Origin of the sequence: Spongiimicrobium salis (assembly GCF_043678055.1) — a bacterium.
GTDB classification, from domain to species: Bacteria; Bacteroidota; Bacteroidia; order Flavobacteriales; family Flavobacteriaceae; genus Spongiimicrobium; species Spongiimicrobium salis.
This window is the reverse complement of sequence record NZ_JBHEQA010000008.1, coordinates 86964-103481: the sequence shown is the minus strand read 5'-3', so window position 1 is coordinate 103481 and position 16518 is coordinate 86964. Positions and strand designations below refer to the sequence as shown.

At 37.6% G+C, this 16518-nt stretch carries 17 protein-coding genes; 8 read left to right on the top strand and 9 right to left on the bottom strand.

The annotated features are described in order from the left end of the window. Nucleotides 1-15: 15 nt before the first annotated feature. The 7 genes from ACEXOE_RS22820 to ACEXOE_RS22790 form a co-directional block, all read right to left on the bottom strand. Nucleotides 16-702 carry a uracil-DNA glycosylase family protein gene (locus tag ACEXOE_RS22820; RefSeq protein WP_394751196.1) on the bottom strand — a complete coding sequence of 229 codons (687 nt, stop codon included), beginning with the start codon at nt 700-702 and terminating at the stop codon, nt 16-18. Next, entirely contained in the window at nt 702-1466 is a 765-nt protein-coding gene (locus tag ACEXOE_RS22815; RefSeq protein WP_394751195.1) for a hypothetical protein, read from the bottom strand. The genes ACEXOE_RS22820 and ACEXOE_RS22815 overlap by 1 nt, the downstream gene beginning before the upstream one ends. Nucleotides 1467-1514: 48 nt before the next feature. Further along, the gene (locus ACEXOE_RS22810; protein WP_394751194.1) at nt 1515-4061 is read right to left on the bottom strand and encodes a phosphoenolpyruvate carboxylase; all 2547 of its coding nucleotides are present in this window, start codon (nt 4059-4061) and stop codon (nt 1515-1517) included. Nucleotides 4062-4450: 389 nt separating this feature from the next. Further along, nucleotides 4451-5212 (bottom strand): peroxide stress protein YaaA, encoded by a 762-nt coding sequence (gene yaaA, locus ACEXOE_RS22805; RefSeq protein WP_394751193.1) that lies wholly within the window; start codon nt 5210-5212, stop codon nt 4451-4453. 32 nt (nt 5213-5244) lie between these two features. After that, the gene (locus ACEXOE_RS22800; RefSeq protein ID WP_394751192.1) at nt 5245-5805 is read right to left on the bottom strand and encodes a murein hydrolase activator EnvC family protein; all 561 of its coding nucleotides are present in this window, start codon (nt 5803-5805) and stop codon (nt 5245-5247) included. 196 nt (nt 5806-6001) lie between these two features. Next, on the bottom strand, nt 6002-7030 hold the full coding sequence (locus tag ACEXOE_RS22795) for an RluA family pseudouridine synthase (RefSeq protein WP_394751191.1): 1029 nt from the start codon (nt 7028-7030) through the stop codon (nt 6002-6004). Between the two features lie 3 nt (nt 7031-7033). Beyond that, nucleotides 7034-7621: a PASTA domain-containing protein gene (locus ACEXOE_RS22790; protein ID WP_394751190.1), complete on the bottom strand. Its 588-nt coding sequence runs from the start codon at nt 7619-7621 to the stop codon at nt 7034-7036. A 248-nt stretch (nt 7622-7869) separates the two neighbouring features. Here ACEXOE_RS22790 and ACEXOE_RS22785 point away from each other — a divergent pair, with 248 nt between their 5' ends. The 5 genes from ACEXOE_RS22785 (at nt 7870) to ACEXOE_RS22765 (ending at nt 13603) form a co-directional block, all read left to right on the top strand. Beyond that, nucleotides 7870-8850, top strand: a complete 981-nt coding sequence (locus tag ACEXOE_RS22785) for a D-alanine--D-alanine ligase (RefSeq protein ID WP_394751189.1) — start codon at nt 7870-7872, stop codon at nt 8848-8850. Nucleotides 8851-8891: 41 nt separating this feature from the next. Then, nucleotides 8892-9350 (top strand): pantetheine-phosphate adenylyltransferase, encoded by a 459-nt coding sequence (gene coaD, locus ACEXOE_RS22780; protein ID WP_394751188.1) that lies wholly within the window; start codon nt 8892-8894, stop codon nt 9348-9350. A gap of 212 nt (nt 9351-9562) precedes the next feature. Next, nucleotides 9563-11407 (top strand): PAS domain-containing protein, encoded by a 1845-nt coding sequence (locus tag ACEXOE_RS22775; RefSeq protein ID WP_394751187.1) that lies wholly within the window; start codon nt 9563-9565, stop codon nt 11405-11407. After that, complete coding sequence (locus ACEXOE_RS22770) at nt 11394-11798, top strand: response regulator (protein ID WP_394751186.1); 405 nt, start codon at nt 11394-11396, stop codon at nt 11796-11798. The genes ACEXOE_RS22775 and ACEXOE_RS22770 overlap by 14 nt, the downstream gene beginning before the upstream one ends. 47 nt (nt 11799-11845) lie before the next feature. After that, a complete protein-coding gene (locus tag ACEXOE_RS22765; RefSeq protein WP_394751185.1) occupies nt 11846-13603 on the top strand; it encodes a M14 family metallopeptidase in 1758 nt (585 codons plus the stop codon). 14 nt (nt 13604-13617) lie between these two features. On the opposite strand, the gene ACEXOE_RS22760 is transcribed toward ACEXOE_RS22765, so the two are convergent. Further along, the gene (locus ACEXOE_RS22760; protein WP_394751184.1) at nt 13618-14205 is read right to left on the bottom strand and encodes an NUDIX hydrolase; all 588 of its coding nucleotides are present in this window, start codon (nt 14203-14205) and stop codon (nt 13618-13620) included. Between the two features lie 7 nt (nt 14206-14212). Between ACEXOE_RS22760 and pyrE the strand changes: the two genes are divergently transcribed. Together pyrE and ACEXOE_RS22750 are read left to right on the top strand one after the other, a co-directional pair. Beyond that, the gene (gene pyrE / locus ACEXOE_RS22755; RefSeq protein ID WP_394751183.1) at nt 14213-14848 is read left to right on the top strand and encodes an orotate phosphoribosyltransferase; all 636 of its coding nucleotides are present in this window, start codon (nt 14213-14215) and stop codon (nt 14846-14848) included. 10 nt (nt 14849-14858) lie between these two features. After that, entirely contained in the window at nt 14859-15251 is a 393-nt protein-coding gene (locus ACEXOE_RS22750) for an SRPBCC family protein (RefSeq protein WP_394751182.1), read from the top strand. Nucleotides 15252-15308: 57 nt separating this feature from the next. Here the strand turns inward: ACEXOE_RS22750 and ACEXOE_RS22745 are convergent, their stop codons facing one another. Next, nucleotides 15309-16040, bottom strand: coding sequence for a biotin--[acetyl-CoA-carboxylase] ligase (locus ACEXOE_RS22745; protein ID WP_394751181.1), 732 nt, complete (start codon nt 16038-16040; stop codon nt 15309-15311). 93 nt (nt 16041-16133) lie between these two features. Between ACEXOE_RS22745 and rsfS the strand changes: the two genes are divergently transcribed. Further along, on the top strand, nt 16134-16511 hold the full coding sequence (rsfS, locus tag ACEXOE_RS22740; RefSeq protein ID WP_394751180.1) for a ribosome silencing factor: 378 nt from the start codon (nt 16134-16136) through the stop codon (nt 16509-16511). Nucleotides 16512-16518 lie beyond the last annotated feature (7 nt).

The following is a 16518-nucleotide window of genomic DNA, read 5'->3' as shown; positions in this document are numbered from 1 at the left end:
AGTATATCAAAATTCCTAAAAAAACTCACGATATTGCATTACCCTAAAATCCAAGGTATTAAAATTGGAATCTTTAGCCTTTAAATCTTTGTATAATTGCAAACTCCCTACTGCCCTATTGGCCGCTCCAGAAGGTGCCGTCAAAGAAACGGTACGTATGGTCCTAAACCCATTTTGAAGGTCTTTTACCTCATCCCCTAAAGGCAACTCAAAGCTATGAATGCGAGGAACAACATCAGACACCACATGATACGGTATTCCATAGGTCTTTATGTGCTTCCTAAAAAAATATTCGGGACCATTCTTACTGTTCCCTCCAGTGAACAAGAGCGTATCTATTTTGGGATATTGTTTTAAATAGCCAATGATATCACGCAATTCTACCTGTTGCATTCCCAAATCGGATGCATCTATTTTATCGCGCATGGCACTTGCTACAATATCGCAAACACCTATTTTATGCGCTATGAGAAAGTCCTTTCGTTGTTGGGCAGCAGCAGCCGTCGTTTCATACTTCAATCCTAAATCAAAAATACGATCCAATATAGGCCAAAGCATTCCATTTCTACTCCCGTAACAAAAATCAACATCATCGTCCTTTAAGGCTCCCTGTGTAAAACGGGGCGGCGGCAGGGTACCTACGATTAATTTTGTGGCTTCCGGAAAAAGAAAAGGTTCGTATGGATGATAATGGTGAAACATTAGGCTAAGGTAGCTAGAATTTCACTTGCTTTTTTAATCAATACCCGATGCGTTCTATAATTTTGTTTGGACATGCGTTCCGATTCATGAACAATTTCCTGTAATACTTCCTTGGCCGCTTCAGGCCTTTTATTTCTCATGTAAAATTGCCCCAATACCAAGCGTTCCTGATAATGGGAATAGGGTGCATCAAATTTTTTTAATTGTTCTTCCGCTGCCGTAATCTGATGATTCTTTTCAAGGGCCAGACCGTATAAGAAAACCGCTTTGTTTTTCTTGAATTTGGGATTGTCCTTTATTTTTTCGGCACAGGCGATAGCCTCATCAAAACGGGAAGAAAAATAATAGGCCTCCTCCAATCTGGACAACACATAAAAATCGTTCTGAAATGTACCTTTAAGGGCAGCTTCATAGGTTTCAATGGCCTTTTCAAAGATTTCTGCTTCCAAATAGGCATCTGCCAATGCTACTTTGTTTTCAAAAGTTTCGGCAAATTGCAGTTGTTTTTCAAGATCTGTAATTTTTTTTGAAGGATTTATTACAGACACCAGTCCTTCTTGTACCTTGTCAATATCCCTTTGACCAAATACCTGGGTAAATAGGTAGGCAAGACTTCCCAATACTGGAATAAAAAAAATAACGAAATACCAGAAATAAGGCTTTCTGTTGATATAACAATGATATAAACAAAAACCATTTAAGGCTAGGATAAGGTAGTAATACATTCCTCTAAAATACGTCCTTTTTTCGAAATTTACGGACAACCCTTTTTAGAAAATAAAACAAGGCATACGTTTCCTCAGCATATTTATTTAGGCAGAATTTCTACTTGCATTAATATTACCGTATAACGATCTGGTTACTATTTTCTCATACAACTCCTTATGTTGGGTAGTTCCTCCAATTTTCTGTAGGGCATATTGTTGAATTACCAATAATGGAAGCACAATATTTTCTCGGATCTTAATGGACTCTCGGGAAACCGCCTCTTTTTCCATTAAAATATCCATATTGGAAATACGCAACAACATCTCTTTGGACAGTTGATACTCGGTATACAGGATCATCCAAAAATCAGCATATTCCGGATCTCCCTTCATATAAGCCGTCAATTCAAAATAACACTTGGATAAGGACATCATGCTATTGAGCATTAGTGCCTTAAAAAAGGGAACATCATTGTACAATTGTTTTACCTCTTCCAATCTTCCCTGATCTTCAAACGTTTTAATGGCCGTTCCCAATCCAAAATATCCAGGTACATTCTGTTTTAACTGACTCCATGACCCCACAAAGGAAATGGCCCTTAAATCCGTTAATTCCAACTTTGCCTTATTTCCACGTTTACCAGGACGACTACCAATATTGGCTTTGGTATAATATTTTAAGGTACTTCTATGTTCCAAGTAGGCCATAAAATTAGGGTGATGCTTAAGTGCATCATATTTTTCAAAACTCAATTCCGACAATTCTTCAATCAACTTTCTTGATGTTTCGGAAATGGTATTTTGCTCTCCAAAAAAATCATTGGATAGGCCTGCAGTCAATAATTGTTCACAATTGTACTGGAACTGTTCCTTAGTACCATAGGTACTGGTAATGGTTTGTCCCTGAATGGTCAATTGTATTTCATTATTGGCTATAGCTTTGGTTTGCGCTGCATAAAAACGGTGTGTCTTACCCCCTCCTCTAGCCGGTGGTCCACCGCGGCCATCAAAAAATATGGCTTTAATATCATTCTGATTACAGACTGCAGACAATTGTTCTTTGGTCTTTAAAATGGACCAATTGGCCTTTAAATAACCACCATCTTTGGTGCCATCCGAAAAGCCTAACATTATGGTCTGTTTGCTATTTCTTTTTTGCAAATGATCCTGATATTCCGGCAAGTTAAATACATATTGCATGGTGGCTTCCGCTCCATCCATTCCTTTCATGGTTTCAAAAAGAGGCACAATATCAAAGGTAATGGCATCCAACTCCCATCCGCACCAACGGAAGAGGCCAAAAACGAATAGTATGGAAAAAATATCCTCGGAATTACTGATGATATATCGATTACAACCCTCTTCCCCATTCTTTTCCTGAATGGTTTTTAATTGCATGATATTTTGCAAGGTATCCCTAACAATACCTTCTTCATACCTATCCAAAGTCAGGGAAACGCTATCGTGCAATAAGGCTTTGACCAATGCTTCCTGGGAAAGTTCTTCTAAAGATGCTGTTATGATTCCATTGTTCTTCAATACTGCTGTTACCACCTGCACATGCACACTATGATCTTGGCGAATATCCAAAGTGGCGAAATGCGTCTTAAAGATTTTTACCTTATCAATAAGTCGTTCAAGTTCTTTGAGGTATAGTTTATAGTATTTATCCTTTAAAATACTGTGGATATAGGTCAATGGTTCAATAATTTGCGCATAGCTCAATGCCGTATTGGGATCGAACATGGCCTTGTACAAATTTTTACGCAATAGAGCGATAGGTTCCTGTACTTCCTTAAAAGTAAGTTTCTTTTGAAGTCGTTTTAGGTCATTATAATAGCATTTCATTAAGGTGACTCGAAGTTCATCGGCTACATCTGCGGTAATAGACGAGGTTACAAAAGGATTCCCATCCCGATCTCCACCAGGCCAGAAGCCTAGTTTCATAATATTGTGGTTGTCAAAATCCGCATCATTGATATTATTTTTAATAGAAGTGTACAATTCTCCCACGGCATCGTAATACACATTTCTTAAAATGTAAATAATATTTTTGGCTTCATCCAAAGGAGTTGGCTTTTTGGCATTGATCAAGGATGTTAATCCCAATTGCTGGAGCACCACATCTATTTCGTCTATTTTATCTTCAATGATCAAGTTCCTTAAGTCTCCAATAATATCCAATACCGCTGGGGTATAGAACTGTGTAGGATGCGCTGTAAGTACGATCCGAGCACTGAAAGTGGACAATTTTTCTGCTAAGCTATCCCAACTCTTATTTTTGTCGACCAACTGAAAGTAGTCCTTGATCGACAAGGAGCTGCTGTGTTCATGCAGTTTAGGGAAAGCGGCATCTTCTACGCTATCATAGAGGACAACCTGTCTTTCGACATATTGAATGATACGGAACATAAAATCGATCTGTTCTTTCTCATCTGTGATAGCTACATAATTTTTAAAAAAAGCCTCAAGGATTTCTTTAGGGTTTTTCCCCTTTTTTAAACCTTTTTGGCATTGATCCAATATCAATGGAATGAGCATCCCAACATTTTCAATGTTGCGATAGGGCAAATTTAAAAATAGACTATTGTAAACGTTGAATTTATTTTGAACGGACTTCTTAAAAGTTACTAATCTTTCTAACTGCTGCATACATCATGGAATAAAATAATAGTTCTTCTTTCTAGCTGCATGGATTGCATCCCCCAAAATAAGGGCAGAAAAAAGCGAACTACAAAGCTACAGTTTTTGTAGCTGCATCCCAATATCATAAATGCATAAAATAAGTAAATTTTGTTGTAATTTGATACTTATTGCCCATTTGAACGAACAATAACTCACGAAAACGTTTTCTTTGATACGAATTCTTTTTTGCGATTTTCGTAAAAACAGAAAGGCTTTTTTGTTAATAATCCAAAACGAATCATTGTCTTTCCATCCCTGAAGCTCTCCCTATAAGGAAGAGGGCCATGAAGGCCTTCTATTTCACGCCTAAAATGATTTTTTAGGGCTATGGTTAAACAGTGTCTTGTCTAAAAAAACTAACGTAAAAATACAGGTTGGTTTTCCTTTAAGGTGTGTTCTTGGCTGTAGACATACCCATCACGATCAAAGCCTTTAATATCCGCTAAACTTTGTGCGTTGGTATCCAAAATATAGCGTACCATAGAACCTCTTGCCTTTTTGGCAAAAAAGCTGATTACCTTTAGCTTATCATTTTTCCAATCCTTAAAAATAGGCGTGATTACTGGAGTCTTCAATGCTTTTTCATCAATTGCCCCAAAATATTCATTGCTTGCAAGGTTTACAAAAAGCTCTTCATCCAATAACTCGGCATTGAGATGTGCGGTCAAGTCTTTTTTCCAGAACTCATAGAGATTCTTTTTGCGGCCTACTTTAAGTTGGGTACCCATTTCCAAACGATACGCCTGAACAAGATCTAGAGGTTTAAGAATACCGTACAAACCAGATAGGATTCTAAGCGTGTTCTGCAATTGATCTAATTTGGCTTCTGGAATGGAGTACGCATCCAACCCCTGATATACATCACCATTAAACGCATAAACCGCTTGTCTGGCATTCTCCGGTGAAAAGGGTACTGAAAAATCCTGATTCCGCTGCCAGTTCAATTCTGCCAGTTTATCGGAGATGCCCATTAAAGTAGAAAGTGCTTTTGGTTTTTTCTTGGCCAAAACTTTATTGAGTTGTACTGATTTCTCCAAAAACTCCGGTTGTGTATGGATCGCTGTGGGTATGTTGCTTTCAAAATCCAAGGATTTTGCCGGTGATATTACAATCTTCATGCTAAAACTTTGTTACTTTTTAAACCTAATATTTATCTATGCGTTCTTATAAATTCTGTGGGATCTACGTAGCCCGCTGTATTCTGGGAATAACCTCCTCCAATGGGCATATGTATATTTTCCCGTATCTCAAAATGTAAATGCGCATAATACAATCCATGCGCAGTACCTATAGTACCAATTTTTTGTCCAATGCTCACTGTATCCGAAGTTGCCACTAAAATAGTATCACAATGCGCATAAAGCGATTCAACCTTATGACCGTCTTCAAGTACATGATGTATTCTGATCACATTGCCCCATCCTCCACCAATATCCTCGGCAAAAGCCACCTTTCCATTTGCAATGGCATATATAGCATCTCCTAAATCTGTATTTCCACCACCTGTACCGTTCCAATCATCTCCAAGATGGTTATTCTCCCCAAATGATTGGGCGTTATAATACCCTATACCTTCAGGTTTCCCTACTGGGAAATCAAAATGATCAGCTATGACCTCCACCTGTTTGACCGAAACGTCTAAAACCTCCAATGTATCGTCTTTTATAGCAGAAGGCATATTGGTATGATCGAGTCGTTCCTTCTTTTCCATCTTATTAGCACACCCATACGACAAAGCTAAAATGGACGCTAGAAACAATTTCACTGCAAAATGAAATCGGTTCTTAACATCTAGATGGATATTTAGCCAATGAAACACCATTACATTTAAGTGGTAAAAATACTATGCTTTTTTGGAATTAACTATCTCTGAACAAAGGAGTTCTCAATAGTTCTATTGAATAAACCTATATCTTCATATTATGCTTTACATAATTTCTCCATTTCGCTATGCAAAGTTGCATATCCTCTGGCATTTCAGAATTAAATTGCAAATGTTCCCCGGATACTGGATGCACAAAACCAAGGGTTTTGGCATGTAATGCCTGTCGGGGCAATACTTTAAATGCATTGTCTACAAATTGTTTGTATTTAGAAAAGGTAGTGCCCTTCAAGATTTTTTCCCCGCCATAGCGTTCATCGTTGAACAAGGTATGGCCAATATGCTTCAAATGCACCCGGATCTGGTGTGTTCTCCCAGTTTCCAAACGACAGGAAATCAGTGTAACATATCCCAGCCGTTCCAACACCTTATAATGGGTTGTAGCTTCCTTCCCCTGATCACCCTCGGGAAATACTGTATTTTGCAATCTATTTTTAGGATGCCTCCCAATATGTCCCTCAATGGTGCCACTGTCTGCTTCCACATTTCCCCAGACCAGAGCTACATATTCCCGTTCACTGGTTTTATCAAAAAACTGTTTGGACAAATGTGTCATGGCGGAAGCCGTCTTTGCCACCACCAATAACCCCGAAGTATCTTTATCTATACGATGGACCAAGCCCGGTCTTTCGTCTGCATTAAGAGGCAAGTCTTTGGCATGGTACAACAAAGCGTTGATCAAGGTACCCGAATAATTTCCATGACCCGGATGGACCACCATTCCCGCAGGTTTATTGACCACCAAAAGAGAGGAATCCTCATAGACAATATCCAAAGGAATATCCTCTGGGGTCAGCAGAAGTTCATATGGCGGATGTTCAAAAAGAACTTTGACCTCATCTCCTGCTTTTACTTTGTAATTTTGCTTTACTACCGCATCATTGACCCAAATATGACCATCTTTGGCTGCTTTCTGAATTTTATTACGGGTAGCATTTTCAATAAAATTCATCAAAAATTTGTCCACCCGCAAAGGTTCCTGTCCCTTTGATGCCGTAAACCGATAATGTTCATAGAGTTCTTCCTGTGGTCCTTCAATTGGTCTTTCCTCCATATACTATTCTGAGTCGGCCTTGATCTGTGCCCTTTCGGTTTTATTGCCATTTCCGCACACCAATTCTATTTTGGCCGTTTTTGGTAGCTTATCCCCGGGTTTAATATCTTTGCCCTTATATTTTAGGTAGTAGACCATGTCCACACCCAATTCATCAATATAAGTAACTCTTTGCACATCCAATCCCACTGCTCTAAGCATAGAGGTTGCATTTCTTTTCGTCACTTGAATAATCTTTGGAATGGTCACTTTTTTATACCCCGAAGGATTCACGGTCACATAAATCATTCTGTTTTCCTTGACCTTATTTCCTGCTGGCGGATCCTGTTCAATAATCGAAAATCGGGGGTAATTTGGGTTATAATTCGCAGAGTCCAATACCTCATAGCGTAGTTTGGCATCTTCAACAACTTCCCTCATATCCAATACCGTCATCTTGGCCAAATCCGGAACTTCTACAAATTCTCCATGATTTGTGGTTGATTTTAGCCACTGCATCATCCCAAAAACCAAAATAACTACTGCCAATACTGCCAGTCCTATCTGGATTAAAAATGTTTTACTTTTTAAAAAATTGAAAAAATTCCTCATAAAAAAAATATTACGCTACAAATATATAAAACCGGATAGGTTTCTTTACTTTGAATATACGATATTTATAGGATATCGGGATGTTTACCTTTAACAGTTTGCATCCAAAAAAATTGTTTCCAAAAAGAAAAAAATGCCAATACCTACGGAATTTTATAAAACTCTTTGTTCTTTTGTTTTCAGGTATTACTTTGCCCGCGAAATCTATTGATGTGCAATAAAACAATGATCTATTATAACCGAAAGAAATGAGTGCAATAAAGAATATCGGAGTAATCATGGGAGGTTACTCCAGTGAATATGGGATTTCCTTAAAAAGTGGTGCTGTGGTCTGCGAGTACCTGGATAAAGGAAAATTTAAACCCTATGCCCTACATATTTTCAAGAACAAATGGGCCTATGTTGCTCCTGATGGCTCGGAACACCCCATTGATAAAGATGATTTCTCGATCACGGTGAATCAGGAAAAAATTCATTTTGATTGTGTATTCAATGCCATACATGGATCTCCCGGGGAAAATGGTTTTATGCAAGCGTATTTTGAATTGTTGGAAATTCCCCAAACCTCCTGCACGCATTATCAGGCCGCCCTTACATTTAATAAAAGAGATTTACTGAGCGTGCTTAAGCCCTATGGTATACAGGCCGCTCCCTCCTACTATCTAAATTTGGGCGACCCCATTGATGTCAACGCCATCGTTAAAAAAGTTGGGCTTCCCTGTTTTGTAAAGGCGAACAAAGCTGGAAGTAGTTTTGGCATTACAAAAGTATACCAGAAAGAAGCCTTGGAACAGGCCATAACCGTGGCTTATAAGGAAGATGACGAGATAATTATTGAAAGCTTCCTGGACGGAACGGAAGTTTCCGTGGGCGTCATCAGTTATAAGGGAAAAACCAAAGTACTTCCTATCACCGAGATTGTTTCTGAAAATGATTTTTTTGATTATGAAGCCAAATACGAGGGTAAATCCCAAGAAATTACCCCCGCCAGAATTTCCAAAACCCAAGAAGAGGCCGTTTCGGCTATTGCAAAACGTGTGTATGAAATTCTAAAAATCCAAGGATTCAGCCGAAGTGAGTTTATTTTTGTGGATGACATTCCCTATATGCTAGAAATGAATACCACTCCAGGGCTAACGGAAGAAAGTATCTTGCCGCAACAAGCCCAAGCTGCCGGAATATCCCTATCCGAATTGTTCGAAAATGCCATTTGGGAAGCCCTGAAATAAATTTAAGTAACTTTATCCAAAATACCTGTAAACCATACTGTATGAGACGCGCAATTTTCCCAGGCTCTTTTGACCCCCTTACCCTAGGACATCATGATATAATACTTCGAGGGATAACTTTATTTGATGAGTTGATTATTGGTATAGGCATCAATGCGGAAAAAAAGTATATGTTCAGTCTAGAGGAACGGAAAAAATTTATTGAAGAAGCATTTAAAGATCAGCCCAAGGTCAAAGTGGTAACCTATAAGGGTCTTACGGTTGATTTTTGTAAAGAAATAGGGGCTAACTTCATTTTGAGAGGACTGAGAAACCCGGGAGATTTTGAGTTTGAAAAAGCAATAGCCCATACCAATAGGAAACTTTCTGAAATAGAAACCGTCTTTTTGCTTACTTCATCTGGAAAATCATTTATTAGTTCTTCTATCGTACGCGATGTCATTAGAAATGGAGGGGATTACACCGGCCTAGTTCCGGATACCGTTAGCATTCCTTCTTGATCGCTCTTTTGGATTTCCTACATAACTGTTTGAAAAGCTTCTTTTAGTATTAAAAAAAGAAGTATATTTAGTAGGAAAATACTTTCTTATAAAGAAATATTTTTCATCAGTCTCCATTTTTATGGCCTGATACCACTAATTTTGATAGGTTCACAACAATCTATGTGGAATTTTCGTTTTAAAATTTAAATTGTAGGAAAATACATCAATAAATGGTAAGGATTAATTCCATATTGAACAATAACTATTTAATAAAACAACTACCTCAAGCAACAGTTTTTATTAATCATAAAAGAGAAATTGTACATGCTTCCGACAAGTGGGTAACTGATTTTAATTTAGCAGATAGGGATATTGTTGGAAAGAATATCGTTCTCTTACTTCAAGACATTGGTGATAATATTACCCAGACCATGGAAGAATGCCTGCAGGATATGCAAGCTAAGAAATTTACTTTGCCCTACGAAAGTGCTACAGAGACCAGATGGTTGGAGTGGACGACCATTCCATGGCATGATGAAAAGGAAAATATCATTGGTATTATTGTTCAAACCGAAGACATCACACAAACCGTATTGAATGAAACCAAGTTGGAAAAATCCGAGATTTTCTTAAATGAAATTTCTGAAATCAGCAAAATCGGCAATTGGCATTACGATTTCATCAATAAAAAATTCAGCTGCTCCGATATGGTCCGAATCATTCACGAGGTTCCGTCCGATTATGAATTCAATCCTAAAAATGCCATCAATTTCTACAAGAAAGGGTATGATAGAAATACCATTTCCATGGCAGTATTTAAAGCTACCGAAAACGGAATACCATGGAGTGAAAAGTTGCAAATCATTACTCAAAAAGGAAACGAAAAATGGGTGATCTCCTCTGGCAAACCCACCTTTAAAGATGGAAAATTGGTAGGCATTGTAGGTACTTTTCAAGATGTAACGGACTATGTGATTTCGGAAATGAAAACTCGGGAAAACGAACAACTGCTCCGTACCTTGATCAACAACCTCCCACTTAATGTATTTATTAAAGATCTGGAATCCAGAAAGGTATTGGTCAATAAAGCCGAAATGGAATTCCATCATCTTAGCGAAGCGGAAATTCTTGGTAAGAACGATTTCCACTTTTATGATGAAGAAACTGCCCGAACCTGCCGTGAGGAAGATGTTTCTGTCTTTAACAATAAAACTTCTATCCTGGGGAAGGAAAATATTGCAGTCAAGAAAAATGGAGAAATGATTCATTTGTTGACCTATAAGATTCCCTTAAAGAATGAAGAGGGAAAAATCACTGGATTGGTGGGGTTCAATTTGGACATTTCCGATCTTAAACAAAAAGAAAGTGCCCTGCGCGACTTGGTAAATGTTACTTCCATCCAAAACAAAAAACTTATTGATTTTGCCCATATTGTTTCCCATAACCTAAGATCGCATACCGCCAACTTTGCCATGTTATTGGATTTTCTGGTACAGGAACAAGACGAAGACGAAAAGAAGAGAATACTGGGAATGCTGACCTCCACTTCGGACAACCTTTTGGAGACGCTCGATAATTTAAACGAAGCTATCGTCATCACCACCAATACACAGATTAAAAAAGAACCTGTTTTACTGTGCAAAGCCCTAAAAAATATTGTTCAAACATTGACTCCTCTCCTGGAAGAAAGCAATACTAAAATTTCCTGTAATGTTCCAGAGGGTACTATAATTAATGTAATTCCTGAATATCTGGATAATATTCTGGCCAACTTCATTAGCAATGCCGTGAAGTACAGAAGCGCAAAGAGAGCTCCAAAAATTGTCTGTAGTACCGAGAAGCAAGGAAAATACACCATCCTTAGTATATCGGACAATGGAATAGGTATTGATATGGAAAAATATGGAGACAAGCTTTTTGGGATGTACAAAACATTTCATAACAACGATAATTCTAAAGGCATAGGACTCTATGTAACCAAAAATCAGATTGAGGCTATGAAAGGAAAAATAATGACGTTCAGCAAAGTGGGAAAAGGGACCACTTTTAAAATTTATTTTAATGAAGAAGATTAATTCCATATGTATCATTGACGATGATCCGATCACTATTTTTGGAATACGGAAAATATTGACCACTTTGGATGTATGTGATCAGATTGTCACCTATGAAAATGGCAAAGTCGCGATAGACGGCATAAAGGATCGTATTTCAAAAGGAGAGCGCATGCCCGAAATTATTTTTCTGGATATCAATATGCCTATTATGGATGGTTGGCAATTTTTGGAAGAATTTATTCAATTGCCCATAAAAGAGAAAATCCGCATCAATATCGTAACCTCTTCAATTGATCCCTACGACAAGAAGCAATCTGAATTTTACAAGTTACAAACGCATCATATCATTGCGTATAAAAACAAGCCGGTGAGCAAAACCGATATTGCAGAAATAACGAAAGCGGCGTAGTCCCAAAAATCTCTTTTTTTTGTAATTTTGAGCAGATGTTCATCCAAATGAGAAGTTATTTTAAAGTACTGGCAATTTCCCTATTCCTATTTTCCTGTGAAACAGAAAAAAAAGATAAAGTAGCCAATTTCCAAACCCATTTTGAAACCACGAAAGGAAAAGAAACCGCAACCTACGATCAAACTATAGATTTTTACATTCGATTGGCCAGAGAATTTCCGGAAATAAATATCCAAACTATTGGAGAGACAGATAGCGGCAACCCATTGCATATTGTGACCTTTAATCCCGATGGGGATTTTAATTTTCAGAAAATTGGTGAGGATAAAACCATTATATTGATCAATAACGGCATCCATCCTGGAGAAAGTGATGGTATTGATGCCACGATGCTTCTCTACAGGGACCTGGCTACAGAAAACATCCCTTCTCCCAAAAATACCATTTTAGTCACCATTCCCATATATAATATAGGAGGGGCCTTAAATAGAAATTCTGGCACTCGTGTAAATCAAAATGGCCCCGTTTCCTATGGTTTTAGAGGGAATGCCCAAAATTATGACCTTAATAGGGACTTTATTAAAGCAGACACTAAAAACGCAAAGACCTTTGCGAACATATTCCACTTGGTATCCCCGGATATTTTTATCGATAATCATGTGAGCAATGGAGCAGATTATCAATATACCTTAACACATCTTTTTACACAACACAATAAACTCGGAGGTGATTTGGGGCAATACCTGCACCAAGAAATGATGCCCATGCTGGAAGAGTATTTGGAAGCCGATCAATGGGATATTACCCCATATGTCAATGTATTCAATGATGTTCCGGAAAAGGGTTTTTCCCAATTTGTAGATTACCCAAGATACTCTACAGGTTATACCACGCTTTGGAATACTTTAGGGATGATGGTAGAGACCCATATGCTAAAACCGTATAAGCAAAGAGTAGATGGCACTTATGCCTTGATGAGCAAAATCATAGCCATTGCCGACAAGGACAGCAAAAAAATTAAGCAACTTAGACAAAACGCTTTTAAGGATCGTACCCATTGGACCAATTATCCGGTGCAGTGGAAAATAGATACCACAAAATCTTCCATTTTAAATTTTAAAGGTTATGAAGGCACCTGGATTCCCAGTGAAATTACTGGTTTTCCCAGGCTAAAATACGATAGAAACCAACCTTTTGTAAAAGAAGTGGAATATCGCAATTACTTGGTTCCTTCAGCAAGTGTGACGATTCCCGAAGCCTATATTGTTAAGAAAGGATGGGCAAAAATAATGGAACGTATGGACATGAATCAAATTGACTATGATTTTGTTACCCAGGATACTTTGGTCAATGTTGAGGTCTATCATATTGATAGCTACAAAACCCGTCAAAATGCGTACGAAGGCCACTATCTACATTACGACACCAAAGTCCAAAAAAGTACGGAACAAGTTGCTTTCCATGAAGGGGATTATATTATTCCCACGAACCAACCCGGTATACGGTATATTCTAGAAACCCTTGAACCGGAAGCTTCGGATTCTTTTTTTAATTGGAATTTCTTTGATACGGTACTTCAGCAAAAAGAAGGGTTTTCTCCCTATGTTTTTGAGGATACTGCCTTAGCGTTATTGAAAAAAGATGAAAAATTACGAGAGGCTTTTCTATTAAAAAAACAAACAGATACGGTTTTTGCCGGGAATTGGTACAATCAATTAAATTGGGTCTATGAGAGATCCCAGCATTATGAAAAGGCATACCTGCGATATCCGGTATACCGTTATCTCAAAAAGGATATGGATTAACCCCCTTTGTTCTTTTAATCTTCGAAAAGCGTTTTGATATTGATATAGGAATTTTGAAGGGCCTCTTGAATCTTTTTTGGTCCCTTCCATTTTACTTTTTCAATACCTTCTTCTTTTTGGCCTACCAATTCTCCCTTATAGGAAGTTTTCATGGCAAACCAATGTACTTCTTTTAATTTATAGGTACTATTCCTTTTAAATATGTGATAGGTGGTCTTTAAAAAGTTTTCGATCTTAAGTCCTTTCACTCCGGTCTCCTCTTCTACTTCACGTATGGCGGCCTCTGGAATGGATTCTCCTTTATCGAGTTTTCCCTTGGGCAAATCCCACTTATCATTTCTGTAAATAAAAAGTACTTTCCCTTCTTTATTGGTAACAACCCCTCCCGCAGCAATGACCAAAGGTATTTTTTTGGTAAACTTTTTTAGAATTTCTTCATGGTTGGGATGGTAGATATAGGCGATTTGCAATTTTTTTTTGGCCAAGGCATCTATCGCTTCATTGATAGAGGACTCGTTTAACAAAAAATAATTTCCCTTTATGGTTTCGGATAATTTATTTGTTAGAATCAGGGGAGATTCATTAACAAAAACTTTATACATTTGCGTTATGGTTTTAGACAAAGACACCGCAAAAAAAACAGCAGAGCTTCTTTTACAAATTAATGCAATAAAGTTGAAACCTGAAAATCCTTTTTCTTGGGCTTCTGGATGGAAATCTCCCATCTATTGTGACAACCGTATTATATTATCCTATCCTGTGATTCGGAATTTTGTACGCCAAGAAATGGCAAAGCAGGTAGAAGCCTTATATGGGAAACCCGATGTTATTGCTGGTGTAGCCACAGGTGCCATTGGTATAGGCATGCTGGTAGCCGAACAATTGGGCCTACCCTTTGTTTATGTGCGGCCAGAACCAAAATCTCATGGGAGACAAAATCAAATAGAGGGTTATCTGGAAGCCAATCAAAATGTAGTGGTCATCGAGGATTTGATCAGTACGGGAAAAAGTAGTTTGAATGCCGTAAATGCTTTAAAGGAAAGTGGCGCGAATATCAAGGGTATGATTGCCATTTTTACCTATGGTTTTAAAGTGGCCAGTGAAAATTTCGAAAAAAACGAGGTTGAACTTCATACGCTAAGCGATTACGACCACCTTATTCAGCAGGCCTCAGACACCAACTATATCAAAGAAGAACAATTACAAACACTAATGGAGTGGAAAAGCAATCCCGCTGCCTGGTAATCTTATACATATGCACATAGAAACCCCAAAAAAAACAATAGCAAAAAGCGATAAAGAGGTCTTTGAATTTCTTACCGATCTTCAAAACTTTGAGCGCTTGATGCCGGACACCATAAGTAAATTTGAAATATTGAACGAAGATCGCTTCTTATTTGCCTTAAAGGGTATGCCGGAAATTGTATTGCAACGCCAAAGCCAAACTCCTTACAATACAGTTGTTCTGGGAGCTGCTAGCGACAAGCTTCCATTTACCCTTACTGCCGATATCAAAGCGTTAAACGATAAGGAATCTGAAGTATTCTTAAGCTTTCAAGGAGAGTTCAATGCCATGATGGCAATGATGATCAAAACACCGATTACCAATTTTATAGGAACACTTTCTGAAAATTTGAGTCGTATTTAAGTTTTCTGCTGCTCTAATTTTTACTGCTGTGTTTTATTGAATTTTCTTTAAGGTTTTTCAATACAGCAATTGTACATCTTTTAAATCAAACTCTTTCAAAATATTATCCTCTAATTGTATGCAAAGCAATCCTTTAGAGGATATTCCTTTGATGAATCCCATAAAAAGCTCCCCATCCTTATCTTTAAAAGTAGAAGGTTTATCTTTTCTGAACAATACCTTCTCATAAACTTCCGTTATAGCTTTTGTTGGTTTTTCGAAACCATTGGAAAAATAATTGGCCAATTGCTGAACAATACGATGTAGGAGCTCATCCAAATCAAAGGTGCGCCCCATAATACGTTTTAAGGACGAAGCATTGGGAAGATCTTTGAAAGTTATTTGGTTCACATTAACACCAATGCCTATGATTGCCTGTTGAATAGTAGTGCCCAATAGGATATTCTCAATTAAAATACCACATATTTTGGTATGACCTGACAGAATGTCGTTTGGCCATTTAATACTGAGGTTAGGGAGGTTTAATTGACGAAAGGTATCATATATCGCTAAGGAAACATAAATGTTCAATAGAAATTGATTCGCGATATCTAAACGCTCTGTTTTTTTCAAAACACTGAATGTGAGGTTTTTACCAGCTTCCGCATTCCAAACAGCTCCCATTTGTCCTTTTCCTTTTAATTGTTGATGTGCCATTACAACAGTAAGGTCCTTGAGTTTTTCAGACAAGGCCATTTTTTTTAAGTACGAATTTGTAGAGTCCGTGGCATTAAGTTTGATTATATGCATACATTGGCCATTGTAGAGATCTGCAATCTTATGTTAAAAACAGTAGCTAAGAAAACAAAAAAACAATAACTTTGTATAAATTAAAATTTTTGAATGCAAAAAAAGAAGGCTAGCGCAGATGAGTTAATAACTTTAATTTTACATGGAATAGAGGAAGTTAAAGGAAATGATATTAATTTACTTGATTTAAGGGAAATTGAAAATACTGTTTGTGACTACTTTATAATTTGTAATGGTACTTCCAATACTCACGTAAACGCGATTGTCAATTCGATCCAAAAAACAGTTAGTAAGGCAATCAAAGACAAACCATGGCATGTAGAGGGCTCCGAAAATGCCGAATGGGTTTTAATGGACTATGTGAATGTAGTCGTTCATGTATTCCAGAGACACATTCGGGAATTCTATGATATAGAAGGATTATGGGGAGACGCAAAAGTAACAGTGATCGAAAGTAGCATTAACCAGTAAAGAAATT

Bases quoted from the DNA above. Each gene is read 5' to 3' on its own strand.
- ACEXOE_RS22820 (WP_394751196.1), bottom strand. From the start codon at position 702: ATGTTTCACCATTATCATCCATACGAACCTTTTCTTTTTCCGGAAGCC.
- ACEXOE_RS22810 (WP_394751194.1), bottom strand. From the start codon at position 4,061: ATGCAGCAGTTAGAAAGATTAGTAACTTTTAAGAAGTCCGTTCAAAAT.
- yaaA (WP_394751193.1), bottom strand. From the start codon at position 5,212: ATGAAGATTGTAATATCACCGGCAAAATCCTTGGATTTTGAAAGCAAC.
- ACEXOE_RS22800 (WP_394751192.1), bottom strand. From the start codon at position 5,805: ATGGAAAAGAAGGAACGACTCGATCATACCAATATGCCTTCTGCTATA.
- ACEXOE_RS22795 (WP_394751191.1), bottom strand. From the start codon at position 7,030: ATGGAGGAAAGACCAATTGAAGGACCACAGGAAGAACTCTATGAACAT.
- ACEXOE_RS22790 (WP_394751190.1), bottom strand. From the start codon at position 7,621: ATGAGGAATTTTTTCAATTTTTTAAAAAGTAAAACATTTTTAATCCAG.
- ACEXOE_RS22785 (WP_394751189.1), top strand. From the start codon at position 7,870: ATGAGTGCAATAAAGAATATCGGAGTAATCATGGGAGGTTACTCCAGT.
- coaD (WP_394751188.1), top strand. From the start codon at position 8,892: ATGAGACGCGCAATTTTCCCAGGCTCTTTTGACCCCCTTACCCTAGGA.
- ACEXOE_RS22775 (WP_394751187.1), top strand. From the start codon at position 9,563: ATGGTAAGGATTAATTCCATATTGAACAATAACTATTTAATAAAACAA.
- ACEXOE_RS22770 (WP_394751186.1), top strand. From the start codon at position 11,394: ATGAAGAAGATTAATTCCATATGTATCATTGACGATGATCCGATCACT.
- ACEXOE_RS22765 (WP_394751185.1), top strand. From the start codon at position 11,846: ATGAGAAGTTATTTTAAAGTACTGGCAATTTCCCTATTCCTATTTTCC.
- ACEXOE_RS22760 (WP_394751184.1), bottom strand. From the start codon at position 14,205: ATGTATAAAGTTTTTGTTAATGAATCTCCCCTGATTCTAACAAATAAA.
- pyrE (WP_394751183.1), top strand. From the start codon at position 14,213: ATGGTTTTAGACAAAGACACCGCAAAAAAAACAGCAGAGCTTCTTTTA.
- ACEXOE_RS22750 (WP_394751182.1), top strand. From the start codon at position 14,859: ATGCACATAGAAACCCCAAAAAAAACAATAGCAAAAAGCGATAAAGAG.
- ACEXOE_RS22745 (WP_394751181.1), bottom strand. From the start codon at position 16,040: ATGCATATAATCAAACTTAATGCCACGGACTCTACAAATTCGTACTTA.
- rsfS (WP_394751180.1), top strand. From the start codon at position 16,134: ATGCAAAAAAAGAAGGCTAGCGCAGATGAGTTAATAACTTTAATTTTA.